The organism is Pseudoalteromonas sp. Isolate6 (genome assembly GCF_022398435.1).
Classification (GTDB): Bacteria; Pseudomonadota; Gammaproteobacteria; order Enterobacterales; family Alteromonadaceae; genus Pseudoalteromonas; species Pseudoalteromonas galatheae.
On record NZ_JAKEVK010000074.1, the window covers coordinates 1 to 19,766 of the forward strand.

The 19,766-nt window shown below is 42.0% G+C and carries 18 protein-coding genes; 12 read left to right on the forward strand and 6 right to left on the reverse strand.

The annotated features are described in order from the left end of the window. From L1D50_RS11990 to L1D50_RS12000, 3 genes are all read left to right on the forward strand, one after another. Positions 1–1,112: hypothetical protein (locus tag L1D50_RS11990; RefSeq protein WP_239966097.1), on the forward strand; the 1,112-nt coding region annotated here is incomplete at its 5' end. Between the two features lie 7 nt (positions 1,113–1,119). After that, positions 1,120–1,647, forward strand: a complete 528-nt coding sequence (locus L1D50_RS11995) for a hypothetical protein (RefSeq protein WP_128726496.1) — start codon at positions 1,120–1,122, stop codon at positions 1,645–1,647. Between the two features lie 215 nt (positions 1,648–1,862). Further along, positions 1,863–3,071 carry an IS256 family transposase gene (locus tag L1D50_RS12000; protein ID WP_128726550.1) on the forward strand — a complete coding sequence of 403 codons (1,209 nt, stop codon included), beginning with the start codon at positions 1,863–1,865 and terminating at the stop codon, positions 3,069–3,071. 66 nt (positions 3,072–3,137) lie between these two features. Here L1D50_RS12000 and L1D50_RS12005 read toward each other — a convergent pair whose 3' ends face one another. Then, positions 3,138–3,671 carry an XRE family transcriptional regulator gene (locus tag L1D50_RS12005; protein WP_128726497.1) on the reverse strand — a complete coding sequence of 178 codons (534 nt, stop codon included), beginning with the start codon at positions 3,669–3,671 and terminating at the stop codon, positions 3,138–3,140. A gap of 82 nt (positions 3,672–3,753) precedes the next feature. Here L1D50_RS12005 and L1D50_RS12010 point away from each other — a divergent pair, with 82 nt between their 5' ends. After that, on the forward strand, positions 3,754–5,229 hold the full coding sequence (locus L1D50_RS12010) for a serine hydrolase (RefSeq protein WP_239966098.1): 1,476 nt from the start codon (positions 3,754–3,756) through the stop codon (positions 5,227–5,229). A gap of 144 nt (positions 5,230–5,373) precedes the next feature. Here the strand turns inward: L1D50_RS12010 and L1D50_RS12015 are convergent, their stop codons facing one another. Next, positions 5,374–5,997, reverse strand: a complete 624-nt coding sequence (locus tag L1D50_RS12015) for a DsbA family protein (RefSeq protein WP_239966099.1) — start codon at positions 5,995–5,997, stop codon at positions 5,374–5,376. Then, positions 5,991–6,857, reverse strand: coding sequence for an MBL fold metallo-hydrolase (locus L1D50_RS12020; protein ID WP_239966100.1), 867 nt, complete (start codon positions 6,855–6,857; stop codon positions 5,991–5,993). Before L1D50_RS12020 ends, L1D50_RS12015 begins: the two co-directional genes overlap by 7 nt. Positions 6,858–6,962: 105 nt before the next feature. Here L1D50_RS12020 and L1D50_RS12025 point away from each other — a divergent pair, with 105 nt between their 5' ends. The 3 genes from L1D50_RS12025 to L1D50_RS12035 all read left to right on the forward strand — a co-directional run bounded on the left by L1D50_RS12025 (position 6,963) and on the right by L1D50_RS12035 (position 9,603). Beyond that, positions 6,963–7,850 (forward strand): LysR family transcriptional regulator, encoded by an 888-nt coding sequence (locus L1D50_RS12025; protein ID WP_239966101.1) that lies wholly within the window; start codon positions 6,963–6,965, stop codon positions 7,848–7,850. Positions 7,851–8,212: 362 nt separating this feature from the next. Next, positions 8,213–8,899: a DUF3592 domain-containing protein gene (locus tag L1D50_RS12030; RefSeq protein ID WP_239966102.1), complete on the forward strand. Its 687-nt coding sequence runs from the start codon at positions 8,213–8,215 to the stop codon at positions 8,897–8,899. Positions 8,900–9,027: 128 nt separating this feature from the next. Beyond that, entirely contained in the window at positions 9,028–9,603 is a 576-nt protein-coding gene (locus L1D50_RS12035) for a rhomboid family intramembrane serine protease (protein WP_239966103.1), read from the forward strand. A 51-nt stretch (positions 9,604–9,654) separates the two neighbouring features. On the opposite strand, the gene L1D50_RS12040 is transcribed toward L1D50_RS12035, so the two are convergent. Continuing rightward, positions 9,655–11,730, reverse strand: a complete 2,076-nt coding sequence (locus L1D50_RS12040; protein ID WP_128726504.1) for a M13 family metallopeptidase — start codon at positions 11,728–11,730, stop codon at positions 9,655–9,657. 270 nt (positions 11,731–12,000) lie between these two features. Between L1D50_RS12040 and recR the strand changes: the two genes are divergently transcribed. Both recR and htpG read left to right on the forward strand, forming a co-directional pair. Beyond that, positions 12,001–12,600 (forward strand): recombination mediator RecR, encoded by a 600-nt coding sequence (recR, locus tag L1D50_RS12045; RefSeq protein ID WP_010606421.1) that lies wholly within the window; start codon positions 12,001–12,003, stop codon positions 12,598–12,600. A 163-nt stretch (positions 12,601–12,763) separates the two neighbouring features. Then, entirely contained in the window at positions 12,764–14,677 is a 1,914-nt protein-coding gene (gene htpG, locus L1D50_RS12050; RefSeq protein WP_010606422.1) for a molecular chaperone HtpG, read from the forward strand. 95 nt (positions 14,678–14,772) lie between these two features. On the opposite strand, the gene tpx is transcribed toward htpG, so the two are convergent. Beyond that, a complete protein-coding gene (tpx, locus tag L1D50_RS12055; RefSeq protein ID WP_138524299.1) occupies positions 14,773–15,354 on the reverse strand; it encodes a thiol peroxidase in 582 nt (193 codons plus the stop codon). 201 nt (positions 15,355–15,555) lie between these two features. Between tpx and L1D50_RS12060 the strand changes: the two genes are divergently transcribed. The 3 genes from L1D50_RS12060 to L1D50_RS12070 all read left to right on the forward strand — a co-directional run bounded on the left by L1D50_RS12060 (position 15,556) and on the right by L1D50_RS12070 (position 18,246). After that, a complete protein-coding gene (locus tag L1D50_RS12060; protein ID WP_128726507.1) occupies positions 15,556–16,560 on the forward strand; it encodes a response regulator in 1,005 nt (334 codons plus the stop codon). 2 nt (positions 16,561–16,562) lie between these two features. Further along, positions 16,563–17,537 carry a diguanylate cyclase gene (locus tag L1D50_RS12065; protein ID WP_128726508.1) on the forward strand — a complete coding sequence of 325 codons (975 nt, stop codon included), beginning with the start codon at positions 16,563–16,565 and terminating at the stop codon, positions 17,535–17,537. A 163-nt stretch (positions 17,538–17,700) separates the two neighbouring features. Beyond that, positions 17,701–18,246 (forward strand): DUF4303 domain-containing protein, encoded by a 546-nt coding sequence (locus L1D50_RS12070; RefSeq protein ID WP_128726509.1) that lies wholly within the window; start codon positions 17,701–17,703, stop codon positions 18,244–18,246. Positions 18,247–18,404: 158 nt separating this feature from the next. Here L1D50_RS12070 and L1D50_RS12075 read toward each other — a convergent pair whose 3' ends face one another. Beyond that, positions 18,405–19,613 carry a porin gene (locus L1D50_RS12075; protein ID WP_128726510.1) on the reverse strand — a complete coding sequence of 403 codons (1,209 nt, stop codon included), beginning with the start codon at positions 19,611–19,613 and terminating at the stop codon, positions 18,405–18,407. Positions 19,614–19,766: the final 153 nt, after the last annotated feature.

Genomic DNA, 19,766 nt, shown 5'->3' on the forward strand with positions numbered 1-19,766 from the left:
AGATAGCAAAATATGATGTTACAGCTGTTTATTATAGAGAGACCTGTATGAGCAAGGATAAGAGAAGCAGAACAATTCATTACAAGCTAGCGAAAACATCACAAACAACATTAACATTGCAAGAAATGCTAGAAAGTGCATTAGAAGATGAGAGCAAAGGCTTGCACCTTGTCATAAATAGGCAAGAATATTTAACAGATGACCAAAAGAAAAAGCGTTTTTTAAATAAACATAGTCGTTACAGTGGTAATATGTTGATGTGCCAACTGGTTCAGTACGAAGCAGGGCTTAGCCAAATGATAATTACATTAAATGAGCAAGCTAAGGCGTATCAACTTAAATCTCTAAAGCCTGATGATATAAAGAAATTGACTGAAGTCTCAGATTCATCAGATCAAGAATCTGAATTCTTAAACTCTGTTCTTTATTTTGGTGTTTACAACAATCATATGATTGTTCTTGGTAATCAAACTTTGAAAACGAAGGAACTTGAAAGCCACTTAAATTGGTTTTTAATGAATACCGTGAACATTATTTCATCCAGTATTGTTTTGTGCGACCAAGTTTCATCAGAAGCAAAGAAAAAACTAAAAAAACAGGAAGTAAAAAGTCTTGTAATAGGATCTGATGTACTATTTGAACCTCCCCAGGATTCAGACACAAAAATCGTCGACTTTGAAGAAAAGCATAATGAAATAAAAAGTCTTCACTTGAGCCCTAAAACTATTGGTGCAGAGTTTTTTTCATTCTTAAGAAACGTTGGTCAAATAAATTCTTCTGCACTCGATGAGGCTTTGGATGATGCTAATTTAAAAGTAAATATTGAAGTGACTTACAATAGAACCACGACTAAAAAAGGACAAAAAGTGCTCGATCAGCTGACAGGAGCATTCAGGCATCTTGATAAAGATGAGCTAAAAGTTAAGCTTAAAGGTGGTGGTGAGATACGAGGTGATGAGTTAAAATTATCAACTAAGATACAAGTTTTGTTTAGTGACGGAAGTATTGATGAAGGTGACTTGTATACGAAAATGTCAACTTGGCTAGCGGACAAAATTCAACTTGCTGAAGTGGATCAAGATATTATTGAAGCAATTATTAGTGAAGCATAAAGTCATTATGATCAAGAGTAAAAATAGCGCACGCAAATATTGGCTAACAGGACTTGTTATAGCAGGCACTTTCAGTATTGTCTGTAGCGTTATTTTTTCGTTTGTAGGTGGAGTCGTCACGAAATCGCCGTGGGTTGCAATATCGCTTTTTTTACTTCCTTTACCACAGCTATTTACTATCTATAAAGATTTGAATGATTTTGGGGCGATAGATAAAGTGTCATCTACTGAAAGAGAGCGATTAAACGAGCAAATACTTGAATTAAGAGGCTATATGATGGTATTTCTCATCATAACTATTTGCTTTGCTGTGATTTCTGTTTTTGTACTATTTTACAATGCTCATCACGCATTACCTTTGCAGTACATCGCAATGTTATTTGGTTTTTTCGCGGGATGGATAATCTATCTTATGGTTACACTGTTTAGGATGCATAACCAAGTTGGTAGCTTCAAAGCTAAGATTTATGAACGAGCTAAGAAAATATCGATAGCAAGAGCGAGTTCCAAAAAGCTAAGAGAAAAAACGCAGTAACACAGGTCACTTGCTCGAACCTTCTAATTTTAAGACCTACAAGAACTCACTGTTATCAAATGAAAGTAAGCTACCCAGTAATAGCTTGAGGGCAAGTCTCGCATCTAGCATGATGCTACGTAATACTATCCGCTAATGACATAATGTCGACTCTGTAACTAAATCTGTGTAACTGCCTATTATTAATCCTTAAAAAGGGTTTAGGATAGGCAATGATGAATAAGAAAGAACTGGAAGCGTTTGCTAAGCAAGCTGCTAAATCAATTAAGTCAGAAGCAGATTTAACTGACTTTCGTAAAATGTTAACCAAGGTGACGGTTGAAGCAGCACTCAATGCTGAATTAGATGAACACCTTGGGTATGCTCGTCATGAGCAGTCTGAGCAACAAAATTCCCGAAACGGTTATTCAGCTAAAACCATTCGAACCGAAGATGGTGAAGTTGAATTAGATACACCTCGTGACCGAGATGCTAGCTTTGAGCAGCAACTGGTTAAAAAGAACCAAACTCGCTTCACGTCAATGGACGACAAGATTTTGTATCTATATTCCAAAGGCATGACGACCCGTGAAATCGTTTCTACGTTCAAAGAAATGTATGACGCTGACGTATCACCAACACTGATTTCTCGTGTCACAGATGCCGTTATCGCTCACGTCGTAGAATGGCAAGCTAGGCCACTTGATGCTGTTTACCCAATCGTCTATCTCGACTGTTTAGTTGTTAAGGTTCGCCAAGATAAGCAAGTCATCAATAAGGCCATTTACTTAGCCTTAGGTGTTAATATAGAAGGCCACAAAGAACTGCTTGGCATGTGGATATCAGAGAACGAAGGCGCTAAGTTCTGGCTAAACGTGCTAACAGAACTTCAAAACCGTGGCGTTAAAGATATCCTTATCGCCTGTGTTGACGGCCTTAAAGGCTTCCCTGATGCAATTAATACCGTTTATCCAGATACGCAAATTCAGCTCTGTATCGTACATATGGTGCGTAATTCATTGAAGTTCGTGCCGTGGAAAGACTACAAGGCCATCACGGCTGATTTAAAGCGCATATACCAATCAGTAACTGAAGACGAAGCCTTAATGGCCTTAGAACAGTTCGAGCAACGCTGGGATAGCAAGTACCCTAATATATCTCGCTCATGGCGCAATAATTGGCAAAACGTCAGCACCTTATTTAATTACCCCGAAGATATTCGAAAAGCTATTTACACTACCAATGCCATTGAATCGCTGAACTCAGTTATCCGTAAAGCCATCAAAAAGCGTAAGCTGTTCCCGCATGATGACTCGGCTAAAAAGGTCGTTTACTTGGCTATTGAGCAGGCATCTAAAAAATGGACGATGCCGATAAGAAATTGGAAATCGGCCTTAAATCGATTTATGATCGAATTCGAAGACCGATTAAAAGATGTTATTTAAAACTGGCAGTTACACAAAATGTGTTACAGGGTCAAGCCAATCGGCAAAAATTCGTTAAAATGAAATTCACTTATAAACTATGACGTTAATAAACTTTGTAGCAGAATCTAAAGCTCTATAACCATGCTTTTGCGCAGCACTAAACTTGGTTTTCTGATCAGTTTTAAGGAGGTGCCAAACACCGTCATAAAAAACTTCAAGTTGACCTTCTAGAACATGAACAAGTTCTTCGGCAACATTATCATGCGGCTCTCTTAAGTGTTCATCATTTGGAATGAGAGAAATGACAAACACCTCGGTATTTTTGCTCCCGTTAGATGAATAAACAGGAGCAAATATAGAGCCTTCTTGGTTGATAGAGTTATTCGAATTCTGCGGGTCGCTCGAATCTAGTAACATTGTGTACTCTATGCCAATACCCTGCGCCAACTTCCACAATAATTCAACTGTTGGACTAGACTCAAACCTTTCAATTTGTCCTAACATCGCCTTGGAGATGCCGGTCATGTTGGCCAATTTATCAAGGCTTAGGCCTCTCTCTTTTCTGATGTCTTTTAATCTAACACCTAGGTTTTTGGAAATTACCGATTTAACTTTCATTACGTTGTGCGTTATTGCGTACGGTGATATTGTGTACACTATAACGCACAATGCAGCACTTATCTATTCGAAAGGGAATTACATGCCTAGTAAAACTTTTGCTTGCTTAGTTTATTTACTTTGTTTCATCAGCTCGGTCAGTGTCGCGTCAGAATATACGCCTTTAGACAACTTTATTGTTAAAGCCAAATCCATGACTAAGTCGGCTTCAGGCACATCCGTTGTATTGATTAAGGATGGTAAAATTACTCACGAAGTTCACGTTGGTATGGCGAATGTTGAAAAGCAGCTCCCTGTCGATACAAATTCGGTTTACTACTTCGCTTCGACAACTAAAGCGATAATGGGGCTGGCGACATTACAGGCTGAAAAAGAAGGTTTGCTTTCTAAGGACTCTACGTTGAGGCAGCTATTTCCAAACGTTAAGTTTTCTTATATCAATCCTGACAACTACTCAGTCAGAGACTTATTGTCTCATCGCTCTGGATTAACCAATGACGCGATGACATGGACTTTTTCTTACACTGGAAACCATGATAAAAAGCAACGACTTCATTTTGTTTCCTCGCTAAAACAGCACCCGAAAATTAAAAAAGGTGAGTTTGGTTACACAAACCTTGGGTACAATCTTTTAGCAATATGGTTTGATGAGAACTATGAAGGAGGATGGCCCAACGCGATTAAAGAGCTAGTGCTTTCACCTGCAGGAATGAAAAATTCAACAGCAGATGTTGACCAAGCGAGATTGCAAAATTGGCCTATTCCAAGCTCATATTCATATAAATTTCGAAGTGGTCAATCTGAGATTTATATGAATAAAAACAATGCGACTTTGTATTCAGTGGGTATCTTTGCCAGACCAAATGATTGGGGTAAGTTGATAACCCACTTGCTACCAATAAATGTAGAGCGCTCAGCGTTTTCCAAGTCGGTTGTAAGAGCGTCTCAACAACTACTGGTTAGTGATATTGAGAGCTATTTTTCCGGCTATGGATGGGGATGGATGCACTCAAAAGTCGCTGGTGAAAGTGTGTTAATGCACACAGGGGGATTTGATGGCGCTTCTGTTCAAGTATCTTACGCTCCCGAAAAAAATCTTGGTGTCGTTGTTGTTCATAACGAAAGTGGGCTCATTGCAAATGAGTTAAATGGCAGAATAACTGAAATCGCTTATAAAATGTTAACTAATCAAGATGTGAGTAAGCTTATTGAATTCCATCAAGAGGAGATGACTGATCTTGCTGTTTATGTCGAGAAAGCAAAGGCAGAACTTGCCGCTAAAAGAGAAGACTTGTCAAAACGCCGGAGCATATCACCTTCGCTTAAGTCATTACTTGAAGGTGTATACGAAAACACGGATGTTGGACGGTTGACTATTAAACAGAGAGACGGCAATTTGCATCTTGCTTGGGGGGATTTACAGAGCAAGATTTACAGTGGACAAGCAGATAATGAATTTATAGTTGAACTTAGGCCGGGTAAGTTCTATGAACTAACCGCTGATAAAAGCATGTCCATTATCGAATTAAAGGATTGGCAATTCCAAAAAGTTAGGTAATTCAGAGGCAAGGTTAGTTGCAATCTAAATGCAAATTGGTGTGACAACGTCAAAGTTGTGTAGCGGATATGCCGACAGCCCCTTTTGGGGCTCGCATTAGAGTAACCAGTAGCTCCAACTTCAACCCCAAAGCTTGTCATAGAACTAGTGTATATAGTCATCAATTAGCTGGCGCCAAGCATCGGGCTTACCGTAATAGGCAGCATGCGGAAGCTTTATCTGTTTCTCATGCTTTTCAAGGATAAGGGTGGGGTAGCCAGTAACTTGAAGCTTTTGCATTAATAGGCGGCTTTGCACGATTTTTGTTTGCTCAGCCCCTTGGTTTGCCAGCATAGCTCGTTGCCAGTGGTTTTTATCTAGCCCAAGCTCAACGGCTAGCTCCTCTATAGCCTCAGCTCGGTTAACCTGTTTGTCCTCTATATAGTGGGCATGCTGAATAGTTTTAAGCATGTTAAGTGGCGCTATGCCCAATTGCTCAGCGGTTATGATGGCACGGGCGGTGATGTATGAGTCAAGGATCATCGGATCGTTACTATTCACCCTTTGGATGTAACCTTTGCCAAACTGCGCGCCTGTTATGCTGGCTATACGCGCATCGCTTGTGAGAATGTGGTTGCGGAACGCTTTCTCTATAGATTGGTTGGCAATCATACCTCCAGGATGCAGTTCAAGCTTGAGGTCACTGTTGGCTGCAATCGCATCCAACAGTGAAGTCGCACCGTAACACCAGCCACACATGGGGTCGAAGAAGTAGTGCACTTTTACCATTTCATCTCTCCCATATGTACCTTAGCACCAATACCCAACGCCATAGGCAATCCTGCATCAGGGTAGCGTGCAGACATACTATCAATCAGCTCAGCGCTATTTTTACTGCTGCTTTTTGCCTGACTAAAGTCGCTTAAATACTGCTGCGAGTAGCTTATGGTACTTGTATCAAGTTTGGTGCCTGCTTTCATGTGACCAGGTATTACAATCTCTGGCTTGAGTGCTTTTAACTCTTTTAATTGTCGACTCCACGCTTGTTGACTGCGTTGGGATTGCGCATCAGCCATCCATAAGTGCACATTACCGTAGACTGCAACATTGCCCAGAACTGCTTTACTTGACGGGATCCATAAGTAGGGGCGGTGCGCTAGCTCTGATTGCGTGCCGTGGATCTCTATTTTGTGCCCATCTACAAAGAGTGTATTTCCCTCTACAACTGTTGGGATGTACGGTTTTACAGGAGCATTCGCGCCCATTTTTGGTGTCCAAAATGCTAATTTACCCGCGAGCTTTTCTTCAATCACTGCTTTTACGGCCGCTGTGGTTAGGATCTTAGCTTCTGGGAACAAAGTGTGTAGTACTTCCGCGCCAAAATAATAGTCCGGATCAGCTTGGCTGATAAAAATCGTTTTTAGGGGTTTGCCGCTGTCGAGCACTTTGGCAGCTATGCGTAGTGCATCCGCTTTGGTAAAACCCGTATCTACGACCATCACTTCACTCTCACCAATCACCAGTGTTGAGTTAACGTGGAAGCTGTTTTTGTCAGCGTTATAAACATCCAGTGTAAGTGGGGCGGTGTTTGCTGCAATCGCATTGCTTGCGAATAAAATTGATGCTGCTATCAACGTTAGGTGTTTCATATCTTTTGCCTCTTTAGGTTTAGTACGGAGCAGATGATATGAAATTGATAGGTTCAAAAAAACATGCCAAACTAAACATCATTGTTTCATAAATCGAGCAAATATATGGATAGACTCATCGCTGCTAAGGTATTTGCCGACGTTGCAATCACGGGTAGCTTTACCGCGACGGCTGACAGGCTAGATATGTCTCGCCCTATGGTAACTCGGTACATTGAAGCAATGGAAAGCTGGCTAAACATTCGTTTATTACATCGCACCACGAGAAAAGTGTCTTTAACGACAGCAGGGGAGTCCTGCTTGGAAGAAGTGAGACAGTGGCTGAGGCAAGCCGACACCATAACCGGCTTGGCGGATACCAGCGGCAAACTGTCTGGTACGGTTCGACTAGCAACCAGTATGTCTTTTGGCTTTTCTCAACTCGTGCCCGCTATTCAACAGTTTATGTCAGCACATCCTGATGTGAATATTGACATTGATTTGCAAGATTCTGTGGCCGATCTCACTGAGAGTCAGATAGATCTTGCTATTCGTATTGCCTCTGCACCGGACCCTTCTTTAATTGGTAAATCAATTGCAGTATGTAGCTCAGTTATCGTGGCGTCCCCACAGTACCTTGCGAATGCAAGTGAAATCAAAAAACCTGATGACCTAGCTGAGCACTTGTGTCTCGGGTATAAGAACTTTCAGCAGCATATCTGGCATTTGCGCAAAGGTAACTCACAGCAGTCGGTAGCGGTAAACTGCCGTTTAACTGCGAACGAGGCGACCGCCTTATTGCACGCAACGTTAAATGGCGCTGGTCTGGCAATTCAACCCACTTATTTGGTTAACCGCTACATCAAATCTGGTGAGCTTAAGCTGGTACTACCTGATTGGAAGCCAAACGATATGAATATATACGTGCTCTATTCTTCGAGAAAGTATATGTCTCCAACCGTGAGGGCGTTGATAGATTATTTGTCTCTCTATTTTGCCCGTACGCCATGGTGAGATTTTATTGGTTATCTTGGATTAAATAATTATATAACCGGATAGCAATGCTGTTGAAACCGCAATGGGTGTTAGGTTTAAGTTTTATTTGTATCACCGAAAACGTTGTCAAAGACACTTGTATTTGATGATAAAAAACGGTCTAATAGGCCGCAAAAGATACGATGTTTGGTCAGGGAATGAGCATCGCCGTAACGATATAACTTGTAAATCAATCCAAGTGAAGTCGCTTGCTTCAATCTATTCTCGCCACGTAAATAACATCTACCCTCTAGGTCAAACTAGTTTAGTCTGATCCAAAAACGTGTTGTGCATGCTATGCATATATGATTTACAAACATTCAAGCAAAAAGGAGTTGCTCATGATAGTCAAATATATCTTCACTCTAATAGGGGCCGCACTGTTAATCGGGTCACTTGTAATGTACAACAGTACACAAGACTTTCTAGACCGTGCAGTTATTACCGAAGGCACAGTGATAGACCTTATTCGTTCCCAGTCTGAAGACTCGGATACCTATACTCCGTTCGTTAAATTCCGCACTAAAAATGGCGAAATAGTGGAGTTTGTGTCCTCTACCGGGGGCGGCCCGAACAGTTACTCAATAGGAGAGGTTGTTAGTGTCGCTTATCTAGAAGATTCAATCGATAAAGCTGAAATTAACGATACGTTCTCGCTATGGGGCGGGGTTATGATTGTGGCAGGAATGGGCTCCGTATTTTTTCTTATTGGACTTTCAATTATCTTATTTGGCGCGTCAAAAAATAAGAAAGTGAAGTATCTAAAAGAAAAAGGAACACCTGTGGTGGCTAAGTTTCAGAGTGTTGAAGTTAACCGCAGAATAGAGTTTAACGGCAAAAATCCTTACCAAATTTGTGCACAATGGAGAAACCCCGCAACATCGCAATTGCATATTTTTAATAGTGATAATATATGGTTTGATCCAAGCAACCACATAGACCGAGAAGAGATAACGGTGTTAATTGAAGAAGGAAACCCAAGCAAATACCATGTGGATATTTCATTTCTCCCAAAGGTCGCATCTTAATCCTATGAAGGCTGACGGATCGTAACTACAACACTAAGTATGTAAAGTTCACTGGGGCTGAGTTTGCAAATCTATTCGAAATAGCGCTTAATAAGGCGCTATTTTTTTATCTGTTATAAGGAAGTAATATGAGTAAGCGAGCGCTACTCTTCCCTGACAATTTTAAGCTGGTTTTGTACGCCATGGTGGTGATGTGCCTCGTACAGGTGTTGGGTGGTATTTTTGGCCTTCCCGTCTATCGTCTTGGGATTGTACCGCACAATGTCGATCATTTAAGTGGGGTATTAACTGCACCTTTTATACATGGCAGCTGGGGACATTTGCTGAGTAATTTGCTCGGCTTAAGTATTAGCGGTTATTTGGCAGCGAGATTACCGAGGTTCAAGCGAGCAACGCTCTTTATTGTAGTTGCTACGGGGCTTTTGGTGTGGCTATTTGCTGGGCACGCTAATCACATTGGTGCGTCAGGTATTGTGATGGGGTATTTTGGTTTACTGCTTGGGGCTGCACTTTTTAATCGCGATGTGCTTGGCATCGTTAGTTTTATGGCGCTGTTGGTCTTGACTTACTATGCCAATATTAGCTTTTTAGCGACGTTGTTTGATTTTTCTGCACAGACGAGTAGTTCAAGTCATATTTTTGGGTTTTTGAGCGGATTGTGCGGTGCATACCTAACCAAGCAAAAGCGTATTACGCGACGTTAAAACAGCATAACCTGCCAGTGACGGCAGGTTATGCTCTGGGGATTTAAGTTACTACCAGATACGAACGCGCTCTTCTGGTGCAAGGTAAAGTTTGTCGCCCGGTTTTACGTCAAACGCTTTGTACCATGCATCATGGTTGCGAGGCGCAAGGGCTCTAAATTGACCCGGTGCGTGTGTACCTGCGCGTAGCTGGTTTAGCATGCTTTGCTCAGTACGCTTTTCTTTCCATACTTGTGCCCAAGCAAGGAAGAAACGTTGGTCGCCAGTCAAGCCATCAATCACCGGTGCTTCTTTGCCGTTTAGGCTCAGCTGATAGGCATGATAAGCCATCGCAAGGCCACCCACATCACCGATGTTTTCACCAAGGCTGTTACGACCGTTCACAAAGTTACCTTCAATAGGCTCATATTTGTTGTATTGTGCTGCGAGCTTGTCTGCTTTTTCTTCGAAAGCAGCGCGATCGGCATCGGTCCACCAGTTACGCTGAATACCGTTGGCATCTGATTTAGAACCTTGGTCGTCAAAGCCGTGGCCCATTTCATGGCCTATCACCGCGCCAATACCGCCGTAGTTTACTGCTGGATCTGCATTTGGGTCGAAGAATGGCGGTTGTAAAATTGCCGCTGGGAAAACGATTTCATTAAACGAGCTGTTGTAGTAAGCGTTAACGCGTTGTGGTGTCATGCCCCAGCGGTTACGATCGGTTTTTTCAAGCTCTTTAGCGATGCTATCATTACGGAAAAACTCACGTAAGTTTTTCACATTTGTCATTAAGTTATCGCGGGTTAGGGTTAGCCCATCAAACGATTGCCAGTTGTCGGGGTAGCCAATCTTAGGCGTAAATGCGGCAAGTTTTGCCTGAGCATTTACTTTCGTTTCTTCGCCCATCCAGTCTAAGCTTTCAATCCTTTCACCAAGGGCGGTGCGTAGATTTTCAACCAATTCTGACATTTGTTTTTTAGAAGACTCAGGGAAGTAACGGGCAACGTAAACCTTACCAATTGCAAAGCCAAGCGAAGTAGTACCAGACATTTCGCTGATTGCGCGTTTCCAACGAGCGCGCGGCTCTTGCTGACCACTTAAATGCTTGCCATAAAATTCAAAGTTAGTATTGAAGATATCTTCAGACAGTAGCGATGCATTGCCGCTAATGGCATGATAGGTTAGGTAGTCTTTCCAAACGGCCAAGTCTTCAGAGTTGATAAGTGCAATCATCGCTTTAATCGGCTCAGGCTGAGAGATATTTAGTTGAGGCACTTTGTAGCCCGTTTCAGCAAAATATACATCCCAATTAAAGCCTGGGTACTGTGTTGCTAGCTCGTCACGTTTGACTTGATTTAATGTGAGGTCGCGGTTTCTGCGTTTTTCACGTGGCCAATGGCCCTCAGCAATTTTGGTTTCTAGGGCTAGAATGGCTTCTGCGCGCTCAGTCGGCTTGTCTTTACCCGCAAATTTAAGCATATCTGCAATATGTGCAACGTATGCTTCGCGAGTTTTAACAAAACGCTCAGCTTGTTCTAAATAGTAAGAGCGGTCTGGTAGTCCAAGTCCGCCAGCACCCATCGACATCTCATATTTATTTGGATCTAGACGGTTAAACCACATACCGCCACCGATCGGCGCTTTTACGCCAGTTAACCAAGATTGACCAAATGCTTTGGTGAGACCGTCAGTGTTACTAATGGCGTCAATGTCAGCGAGTAGTGGTTGAATAGGTGTAATACCCAGCTTATTTAGGGTTTCCACATCCATATAAGCATTGTAAAAATCGGCGATCAGCTGCTCTTCGGCATTTAGATTTTTACCGTTAGCTATTTCTTCGATAATGGTTTTTACTTGTTCTTCGCTGCGTTCAGCAAGTGCTGAGAATGCACCAAAACGCGTTTTGTCTGCTGGCATTTCGTAGTTTTTGTACCAAGTGCCGCTGGCGTACATAAAGAAATCATCGCCAGGTTTTACACTTTCGTCACGTGCACTGAGGTCAACACCAAAACTACCAAGTTCTGCCTTACCTGTAGCTACTGCCACATTTTCTGCTTGTTTGGTTTCACTTGTTGTTACTTGTGGCTCAGAGCAAGCCGTCAGCATGATGGCTGTAAGCGCACTTGCTATTATCGTTTTTTTCATTATGTGGTCTCTACCTAGTTCGAGAAGTGGGCCCGACAGTTGTCTTATTGTACTTACTATCGGGAATTTAACTATTGTCGAGTGAATACGCTTTTGCTGCAAGCATTTGAGTCGAATTGTTGGGAAATTCACGAAGAATGTGCTTTCAAAAGGAAAAATGTATAGCAGAGAGTGAAATAGGATCAGGCTTTAAATCAATAGCAATATCCCTTATCATTTCGGCATTATTATCAGTGCTGTTGTACTGTATTGACCACAAGAAACGAATTTATGCAATTATCACCAAGTTTAACGGCGCTTATTGAAGCGCTGCGTTGTTTACCTGGCATTGGGCCTAAGTCTGCGCAGCGTATTGCCTTTCATTTATTAGAGCGAGACAGAGAGGGTGGCAGTCAACTAGGGCAGAGCCTGACTCATGCGATGCAAGCTATTGGTCACTGTTCAAGCTGCCGAACATTTAGTGAAGTTGAGGTGTGTGATATTTGCCAAAGTATCAAGCGGCAAGACACAGGACTGCTTTGCGTAGTTGAATCACCAACGGACGTATTGGCGATAGAGCAAACAGGGCAATTTAACGGCTTATATTTTGTGCTGATGGGACATTTATCACCTTTGGATGGTATTGGTCCCAATGAAATTGGCCTTGATGTTCTTGAGCGTAAACTAAGTGCTGGCAATATTAACGAAGTTATCTTAGCGACCAACCCAACGGTAGAAGGTGAGGCAACGGCGCATTATATTTCCGAGTTATGTCACAAATATCAAGTTGAAGCGTCTCGTATTGCTCACGGTATGCCAGTTGGCGGTGAGTTAGATCTGGTAGACGGTATGACGCTGATGCATGCGTTTAGTGGGCGGAAGAAACTCTAATCTAGCTCTTGTTGTCAAAAGCCCTGATTTTTGATCGTTTAACCCAAAAAGCAGGGCGGCTTGTTAAAAATTTTGTTCAGTCTCTTGAAAGTTTTCTCTCCTCCCCCATATACCTAGCATATTGGTAAGAACACTGCATTAATTGCTTATATTGGAGAGAACAATGTCCGCAGCTCAAAAAGAAACATTAGGCTTTCAAACAGAAGTCAAACAATTACTAAACCTAATGATCCACTCTTTATACTCAAATAAAGAGATCTTTTTACGCGAGTTAGTATCTAACGCTTCAGACGCAGCTGACAAACTACGTTACCTAGCTTTGCAAAATGGCGATCTTTATGAAGGCGATGCAGAGCTACGTGTTCGCTTAAGCGTAAACAAAGATGCAAAAACCATCACCATTTCTGACAATGGTATTGGTATGACGCGTGACGAAGTGATCAGTTCACTTGGTACTATCGCAAAATCTGGTACAGCTGATTTCTTTAAAAACCTAACAGGCGACCAAGCAAAAGACTCGCAGCTGATTGGTCAATTCGGTGTTGGTTTCTATTCTGCATTCATTGTTGCTGATAAAGTAACGGTTCGTACGCGTAAAGCGGGTGAGTCAGAAGCAGTTGAATGGGAATCGCAAGGTGAAGGCGATTTCACAATTGCTGAAATTGAAAAAGCAGAGCGTGGTACAGAGATCACACTACATCTTCGTGAAGAGGAAAGTGAGTTCCTTGAAACTTACCGTCTTCGCGGTATTGTGACTAAATACTCGGATCACATTTCAATTCCTGTTGAACTTTATAAAGACCCAGTTCCTGAATCTGAAGGCCCAGATGGCGAGAAAATTGAAGCGCAACCTGGCGAGTGGGAAGCTATCAACAAAGCCACTGCACTTTGGACTCGCGATAAATCAGAGATCAGCGAAGAGGAATATAAAGAGTTTTATAAGCATGTTGGTCATGATTGGGAAGAGCCACTCACTTGGGCACACAATAAAGTAGAAGGTAAAACTGAATACACCAGCTTACTTTACATCCCTAAAAAGGCACCTTTCGATTTATATAATCGTGAACGTCAAGCTGGGCTTAAGCTTTATGTACAACGCGTATTTATTATGGATGACGCAGAGCAGTTTATGCCGAGCTACCTGCGCTTTGTTAAAGGCTTACTAGATTCTAACGATCTACCACTCAACGTATCTCGTGAGATCTTACAAGATAACAAGATCACTCAAGCTATTCGTAAAGGCTGTACGTCTCGCGTACTTAAAATGCTTGAGCGCATGGGCAAAAACAAACCAGAAGATTACCAAGCATTCTGGAATGAATTTGGTAATGTGATCAAAGAAGGTCCAGCTGAAGATTTCGCAAACAAAGATGCTATTGCGAAACTATTGCGCTTTAGCTCTACGCATACTGATGAGAAAACGCAAAATGTTTCTCTTGAGCAGTACATTGAGCGCATGAAAGAAGGCCAAGATAAGATTTACTATGTTGTGGCTGATAGCTTTGAAGCAGCAAAGAGCTCTCCGCATCTTGAAATCTTCCGTAAGAAAGGTATTGAAGTTCTGTTACTGTCAGATCGCGTTGACGAGTGGATGATGAGCCACCTCACTGAATTCAACGAGAAGCCACTTCAGTCAATCACGCGTGGTGATCTTGACTTAGGTGATATGGATGACGAAGAAACGAAGAAAGCGCACGAAGAAAGTGAGAAAGAAGTTGAAGGCTTAGTTGAGCGCGTGAAAACAGCACTTGGCGATAAAGTGAAAGAAGTACGCTTTACGCACCGCCTAACAGACTCTCCAGCGTGTGTGGTTGCAGACGATCATGACATGAGCTCGCAAATGCAAAAGCTAATGGAGCAGGTAGGTCAAGCCGTGCCTGAGTCTAAGCCGGTATTTGAGCTAAACCCAGAGCACCAATTGGTTAAGCATTTAAATAACGAGCAAGACGAAGACAAGTTTGGACAGTGGGCAGAAGTGCTACTAGACCAAGCAATGCTTGCAGAGCGTGGTAGCCTGAAAGATCCAGCAGGCTTTGTAAGTCGTCTTAACAAGCTAATGCTAGATCTACAAAAGTAAAATCAATTAAGTAAATTGGTATAACGAATTGAAAAAGCCGGTCATGGTTAAGTGACCGGCTTTTTTGTGTTTATCTACGAGCGCATAGAGATATATTATAGACGCTTCAGTGCGCCAACGACTTCTTTGTAGTCTGGCTCTTTTGCTAAGTTTTCTACCAGCTGCTTGTAAACAACCTTGTGTTCTTTATCTAATACAAAAATCGCTCGGCTAAGCAAGCCCATATCTTTAATCAACAAACCATAATTTTCACCGAAAGAATGCCACACGGCGTCTGATAGTGTTTTAACTTTGTCGATATTTTCAGCTTTACAGAAGCGTTTTTGCGCGAAAGGTAAGTCTGCACTGATAGTTAACATAGCGACATCTGGAAATTGACTCGCTACTTTTTCATTAAAGTGCTTTGTTTGTAGGCTGCAAGTGCCAGTGTCTAGGCTAGGTACAACGCTGATTAAAACGGCGCGATGCTCAAAATCTTTTAGTGAAACCGGAGTGAAATCGGCGTCGGCAACCTTAAAATCTGGGGCGGCTTGACCTTGCTTTACACCTTTTCCAAGTAGTACTACCGCTTTTCCGTCTGCTTTTACTTTACCTATATCCAGCGTATTCTCTGGTAAATCGTAAGCCACAGATACTGCGCTAAACAATCCACCCACCAAAACTAAAGTTTTCAGCATAATGTATTCCTTTTGAGGTTAACTTAATTGTTTCGAGTGTATTATACTGACAGTAACTAACCAAGCTTAAGTGACATTTAGATTGTAAATGTGGCGTTGTTTTACTACCATGTGTCGCAATTTTAAGCTTTTATCTCATAATTATAACTAAAACTTCCCGGCATCGTGCCGATACGCATGGGAAACAGAAAGAGAGCTTGTATGTCAACATTAGTCCTAATTTGTGACGATTCAAAACTTGCCCGTCGGCAGCTGGCGCGTTCACTGCCGGACGACTGGGATATTAAAGTAGAATTTGCAGAGAATGGACTCGATTGTATCAAGCAAATAAAAGCACTCTCTCCAGAGATTCTATTTCTCGACCTTAACATGCCACAAATGGATGGCTATGAAGTGCTGCAAGCCATTACTGAGCAGGGGTTGTCGGTACTTACCGTCGTTGTTTCCGGGGATATTCAGCCCAACGCACATCAACGAGTGATTGAGCTCGGCGCTATAGACTTTATTCGAAAGCCTTGCGATGCAGCTAAGCTTGCTGAAATTATCGAACATCATGGGATAAAAGATAAAGCTATTCGAGAAAGCTTAGTTCATAAACTTGGTGAGCAGCTAGACCCAGAGATCCGTGATATCTATCAAGAACTTACCAACGTAGCTATGGGACAAGCCGGCGATTTGCTGGCACGGTTACTCAACGTATTTGTCGAATTACCCATTCCAAACGTTAACGTACTCGAAGTCAACGAGTTACATATGGCACTGCAAGCCATTGATGCTAGTGCAACTACGTCGGGTGTTTGCCAAGGTTTTATTGGCGGTGGTGTTTCTGGAGAGGCGTTGCTCTTACTCAATGACTCAAGTTTTAAAGAAATCGCGTCTTTGATGAATTATCATGGCGAACTTAATACCAAGGTTGAGCTTGAGCTATTAATGGATATTAGCAATATCTTGATCGGTGCAATATTAACAGGGCTATCACGGCAGCTTGATATGTCGTTTAGCCAAGGTCACCCAGTTGTGCTTGGTCAGCATTGCGATGTTGCAGAGCTTGTGAAAGCTAACAAGGCGAGATGGCAAAGAACACTCGCGATTGAGATTAGCTATGGCATAGAGCATCACAACATTAATTGTGACCTTATGCTGTTATTCACGGAAGACTCGCTTAAAACCTTAAAATATAAAGTAGCCTATTTATTGGATGATTAACTATGCCTGCAGCCGATTTTGATATGAATGAAATCCATTGGTTAATGGATATGTTTAACACCGTAGATGTAGGCTTAGTGGTGCTTGATCGCGATTATAAGGTCTGCATTTGGAACGGCTTTATGGAAAATCATTCTGGTTTATTACCAAGTGCCGTCAAAGACAAAGATATTTTTGATTTGTTTCCAAGTATTGATGAGCAATGGTTTAGGTCAAAAGCTGAGCCTGTATTTGTGTTAAAAAATCGCTCATTTACTATTTGGGAGCAGCAGCCGTATATTTTCCGTTTCAAAAACTATCGACCTATCACGGGTAAAGCGGATTATATGTATCAGAACGCAACGTTTATCCCACTAACTACCGTAACAGGCGATGTTGGGCATATCTGTGTGATTATTTATGATGTAACCGATGAAGCAATTAATAAGCTAGAACTTGAGTCTCTGAATAAACAATTAGAGAAGATCAGCCGCACAGACAGTTTAACTCAGTTACATAACCGCGGGTTTTGGGAAGAAACTTTAAAACAAGAGTTTAAGCGTTTGAAGCGTAATCAAGGTCAAAGTGCATTGCTTATGTTTGATATTGACCACTTTAAGCGTATTAATGATGAATATGGTCACAGCGGTGGGGATGAGGCTATTCGCCATATTTCAGATTTGTTGCGTAAAACACTGCGAGAAACAGATACCGCAGGTCGCTACGGTGGTGAAGAGTTTGCAGTAACTTTGCTCGACACGGATGTAAAAGGTGCAATCACATTTGCTGAAAGACTACGTTCGCTAATAGAAAATTCATCGATTTATTACGATGAGCAACAAATTAAGATAACGGTTAGCCTTGGTGTTGCCGTGTACGAAGAGTCTTTTGAAAAACATGAGCAATGGATTGAGGCGGCAGACAGCGCTTTGTACGTGTCGAAAGAAGGTGGAAGAAATCGAGTAACGGTTTACTCAGAAGATATGGCCAACGAATAAGGTAAGGGCTTAAAGTGTGGAGGCTGTATGCACATTTTAGCGCAGCTTCTTCCTTACCGTTGTTTCTCATTTTATATCCCCCTCGTGGGCATCTAATTCCTATTCTCAACTCCATCCCTTTGCCTTGATAAACCTTTTGATACTAAATTACTCAAGGATTCACATGTTAGACGTGGATAAATTATCAAAAATGATTGCAGCTGCTGCGAGCGAATCTTTTTCTGCCAGCCGTGCCAAACATCGTAAAGATGAAATACTGGGTTACGCTATTCTTTCTCATGACACTGCTGATTCGCGCTGCGCCGCGGTTGCTACACACCATGGCTTAAAGAGTTTTGTCCATGGTGAAGATAATGACTTTCTATTTTCACCACCAGAGTGGGATGAGTTTGACAATGGTACCGCGTTTGCGAGCGTTAATAATGAACTAATTAAAGCCTATGATGAAGGAGACTATGAAATAGACCCTGACTGGCATGAAAAATTCAGAGAGGATGTATTTGAAGCAACTGTGCAGGGTTTAGAAATATTAGTCAGGCAAGGTTTTTTTGGGACGGAAGAGGAAAGAAACCGTTTATATCTTGCCTTTTGTCTCAGCGACTCTGAAACCTTCACAACACATCTCCCAAGCTGGGTGAGTAAATTGAATACAGATAGGGTAACGAATAAGTTTCTAGCGTGGCAGCAAGGCTTAACAAATGCGTACTAGCGACTAATATAGGCTTTAATTGCGTCGTTAAACATACTAATACTGCGACGATGAGTAGACTCACTGTGTCATCCCAGAAGCTAGGTGGTTGGTCAGTGTTTAGCGCATCAAAGCTCATGCATTTTGATGCGCTTGGGTTGACACTATAGCGTTTAATACTAGAGCGTGTAATGGAAACCGATGGCGATACCGTCGTCTTCGGTTTGTGACATTTGTGCTTCCTGCGCAGCATCGGCACTTGAGAAGTCACTAAAATCTTTACGCGCTTCAATGTACAAAATGGTGTCTTCAGACATAAAGTAGTGCGCGCCTATCACGGCAAATTGACGCTTAAAGACATCATTAGGATCGGCATTGAAGTTTGGTTGGATAACATAGTCATCGCCCGCGTCAAATACGTTGTAAGCGATAAATGTACGCACGTCATTATCAAAACGGTAGCTGATAAGCGACTCTAACCCAACGGCATCCTTGATTAAGCGACCTAAGTTGTCGGTATCGTGGTTTTCGTTTTTATTGATGTTTGCAGCAGCATACCAACCAGGCTTATAGAAATCGCCATAGGTAATACCGACGCCATAAATTAAATCTTTAACCGATTGATTTCGACCAGCAGCATACACTATATCAAACTCGCCACGGTTAACGCCCGCTGTGAGGGTCAGGTTCTCAGTGGCTGCATAGGTCAGTGAAGCGCCATAGGTTGAATTAAACTCTACCATTTGTGCCGCGTTATTCCCTTGATTGAACAGGGTTTCACATGAGCTGCTCGAAATGTCAACGACATCACAAGTATAAAAATCATCAGATTTGAACTGGGCTTGTACAGCAAAGCTCAGCTTGCCAAATTGATTACGGTATTGCAGCACTTTATCACCACGACCAGTACCATTGATAGCGCCGTCGTCTTTGTTATAGGTGTAAACACCTGCGGCATTACCATCCCAAACTAGGCTATAGTTGGTGCTGTATACTACGTCGTACCATGCTCCCCACTGTTTTCCTAGGGTAATTTGGCCGTATTCATCGTGCTTAACGCCAACATAACCTAATCGGTTATATAAAAACTCATCTTGTATTGACTCGAAACGATTGCTGTAAACAATATCACTACTACCAACTGGGTTTACGCCCCATTCTAGTAGTGCAAAAGCCTGCCAGTTGTTTTTTAATTGGCGTTTAAAGTCAAAGTTAATACGCGATGCGCCGTTTACCAACTCAGTCTCGCCTTGAGTATTAATAACTCGAGCATCGATAAAGCCGCCAACCGTGACACTATTCTTTTCATCTTTGAATATCTCGATAGCGTTCACTGTTGGAATTGTAGTCACGCTAGCGATTAGGGTGGCAGCAAGTGTTCTTTTCATGAATTACCTTGTTTCAATGTTGTTGCTAAATAGGGTTAAGTTAGCTAAAAAATGCAGATTATCAAAGCTAAAATACAGGCAAAAGTGAAAAAATATCAAGAAAATAACGTGGTTTCTGGTAAATTTATTCATTTTATGTTCATTGTTTATAAA

Bases quoted from the DNA above. Each gene is read 5' to 3' on its own strand.
- L1D50_RS11995 (WP_128726496.1), top strand. From the start codon at position 1,120: ATGATCAAGAGTAAAAATAGCGCACGCAAATATTGGCTAACAGGACTT.
- L1D50_RS12000 (WP_128726550.1), top strand. From the start codon at position 1,863: ATGAATAAGAAAGAACTGGAAGCGTTTGCTAAGCAAGCTGCTAAATCA.
- L1D50_RS12005 (WP_128726497.1), bottom strand. From the start codon at position 3,671: ATGAAAGTTAAATCGGTAATTTCCAAAAACCTAGGTGTTAGATTAAAA.
- L1D50_RS12010 (WP_239966098.1), top strand. From the start codon at position 3,754: ATGCCTAGTAAAACTTTTGCTTGCTTAGTTTATTTACTTTGTTTCATC.
- L1D50_RS12015 (WP_239966099.1), bottom strand. From the start codon at position 5,997: ATGGTAAAAGTGCACTACTTCTTCGACCCCATGTGTGGCTGGTGTTAC.
- L1D50_RS12020 (WP_239966100.1), bottom strand. From the start codon at position 6,857: ATGAAACACCTAACGTTGATAGCAGCATCAATTTTATTCGCAAGCAAT.
- L1D50_RS12025 (WP_239966101.1), top strand. From the start codon at position 6,963: ATGGATAGACTCATCGCTGCTAAGGTATTTGCCGACGTTGCAATCACG.
- L1D50_RS12030 (WP_239966102.1), top strand. From the start codon at position 8,213: ATGATAGTCAAATATATCTTCACTCTAATAGGGGCCGCACTGTTAATC.
- L1D50_RS12035 (WP_239966103.1), top strand. From the start codon at position 9,028: ATGAGTAAGCGAGCGCTACTCTTCCCTGACAATTTTAAGCTGGTTTTG.
- L1D50_RS12040 (WP_128726504.1), bottom strand. From the start codon at position 11,730: ATGAAAAAAACGATAATAGCAAGTGCGCTTACAGCCATCATGCTGACG.
- recR (WP_010606421.1), top strand. From the start codon at position 12,001: ATGCAATTATCACCAAGTTTAACGGCGCTTATTGAAGCGCTGCGTTGT.
- htpG (WP_010606422.1), top strand. From the start codon at position 12,764: ATGTCCGCAGCTCAAAAAGAAACATTAGGCTTTCAAACAGAAGTCAAA.
- tpx (WP_138524299.1), bottom strand. From the start codon at position 15,354: ATGCTGAAAACTTTAGTTTTGGTGGGTGGATTGTTTAGCGCAGTATCT.
- L1D50_RS12060 (WP_128726507.1), top strand. From the start codon at position 15,556: ATGTCAACATTAGTCCTAATTTGTGACGATTCAAAACTTGCCCGTCGG.
- L1D50_RS12065 (WP_128726508.1), top strand. From the start codon at position 16,563: ATGCCTGCAGCCGATTTTGATATGAATGAAATCCATTGGTTAATGGAT.
- L1D50_RS12070 (WP_128726509.1), top strand. From the start codon at position 17,701: ATGTTAGACGTGGATAAATTATCAAAAATGATTGCAGCTGCTGCGAGC.
- L1D50_RS12075 (WP_128726510.1), bottom strand. From the start codon at position 19,613: ATGAAAAGAACACTTGCTGCCACCCTAATCGCTAGCGTGACTACAATT.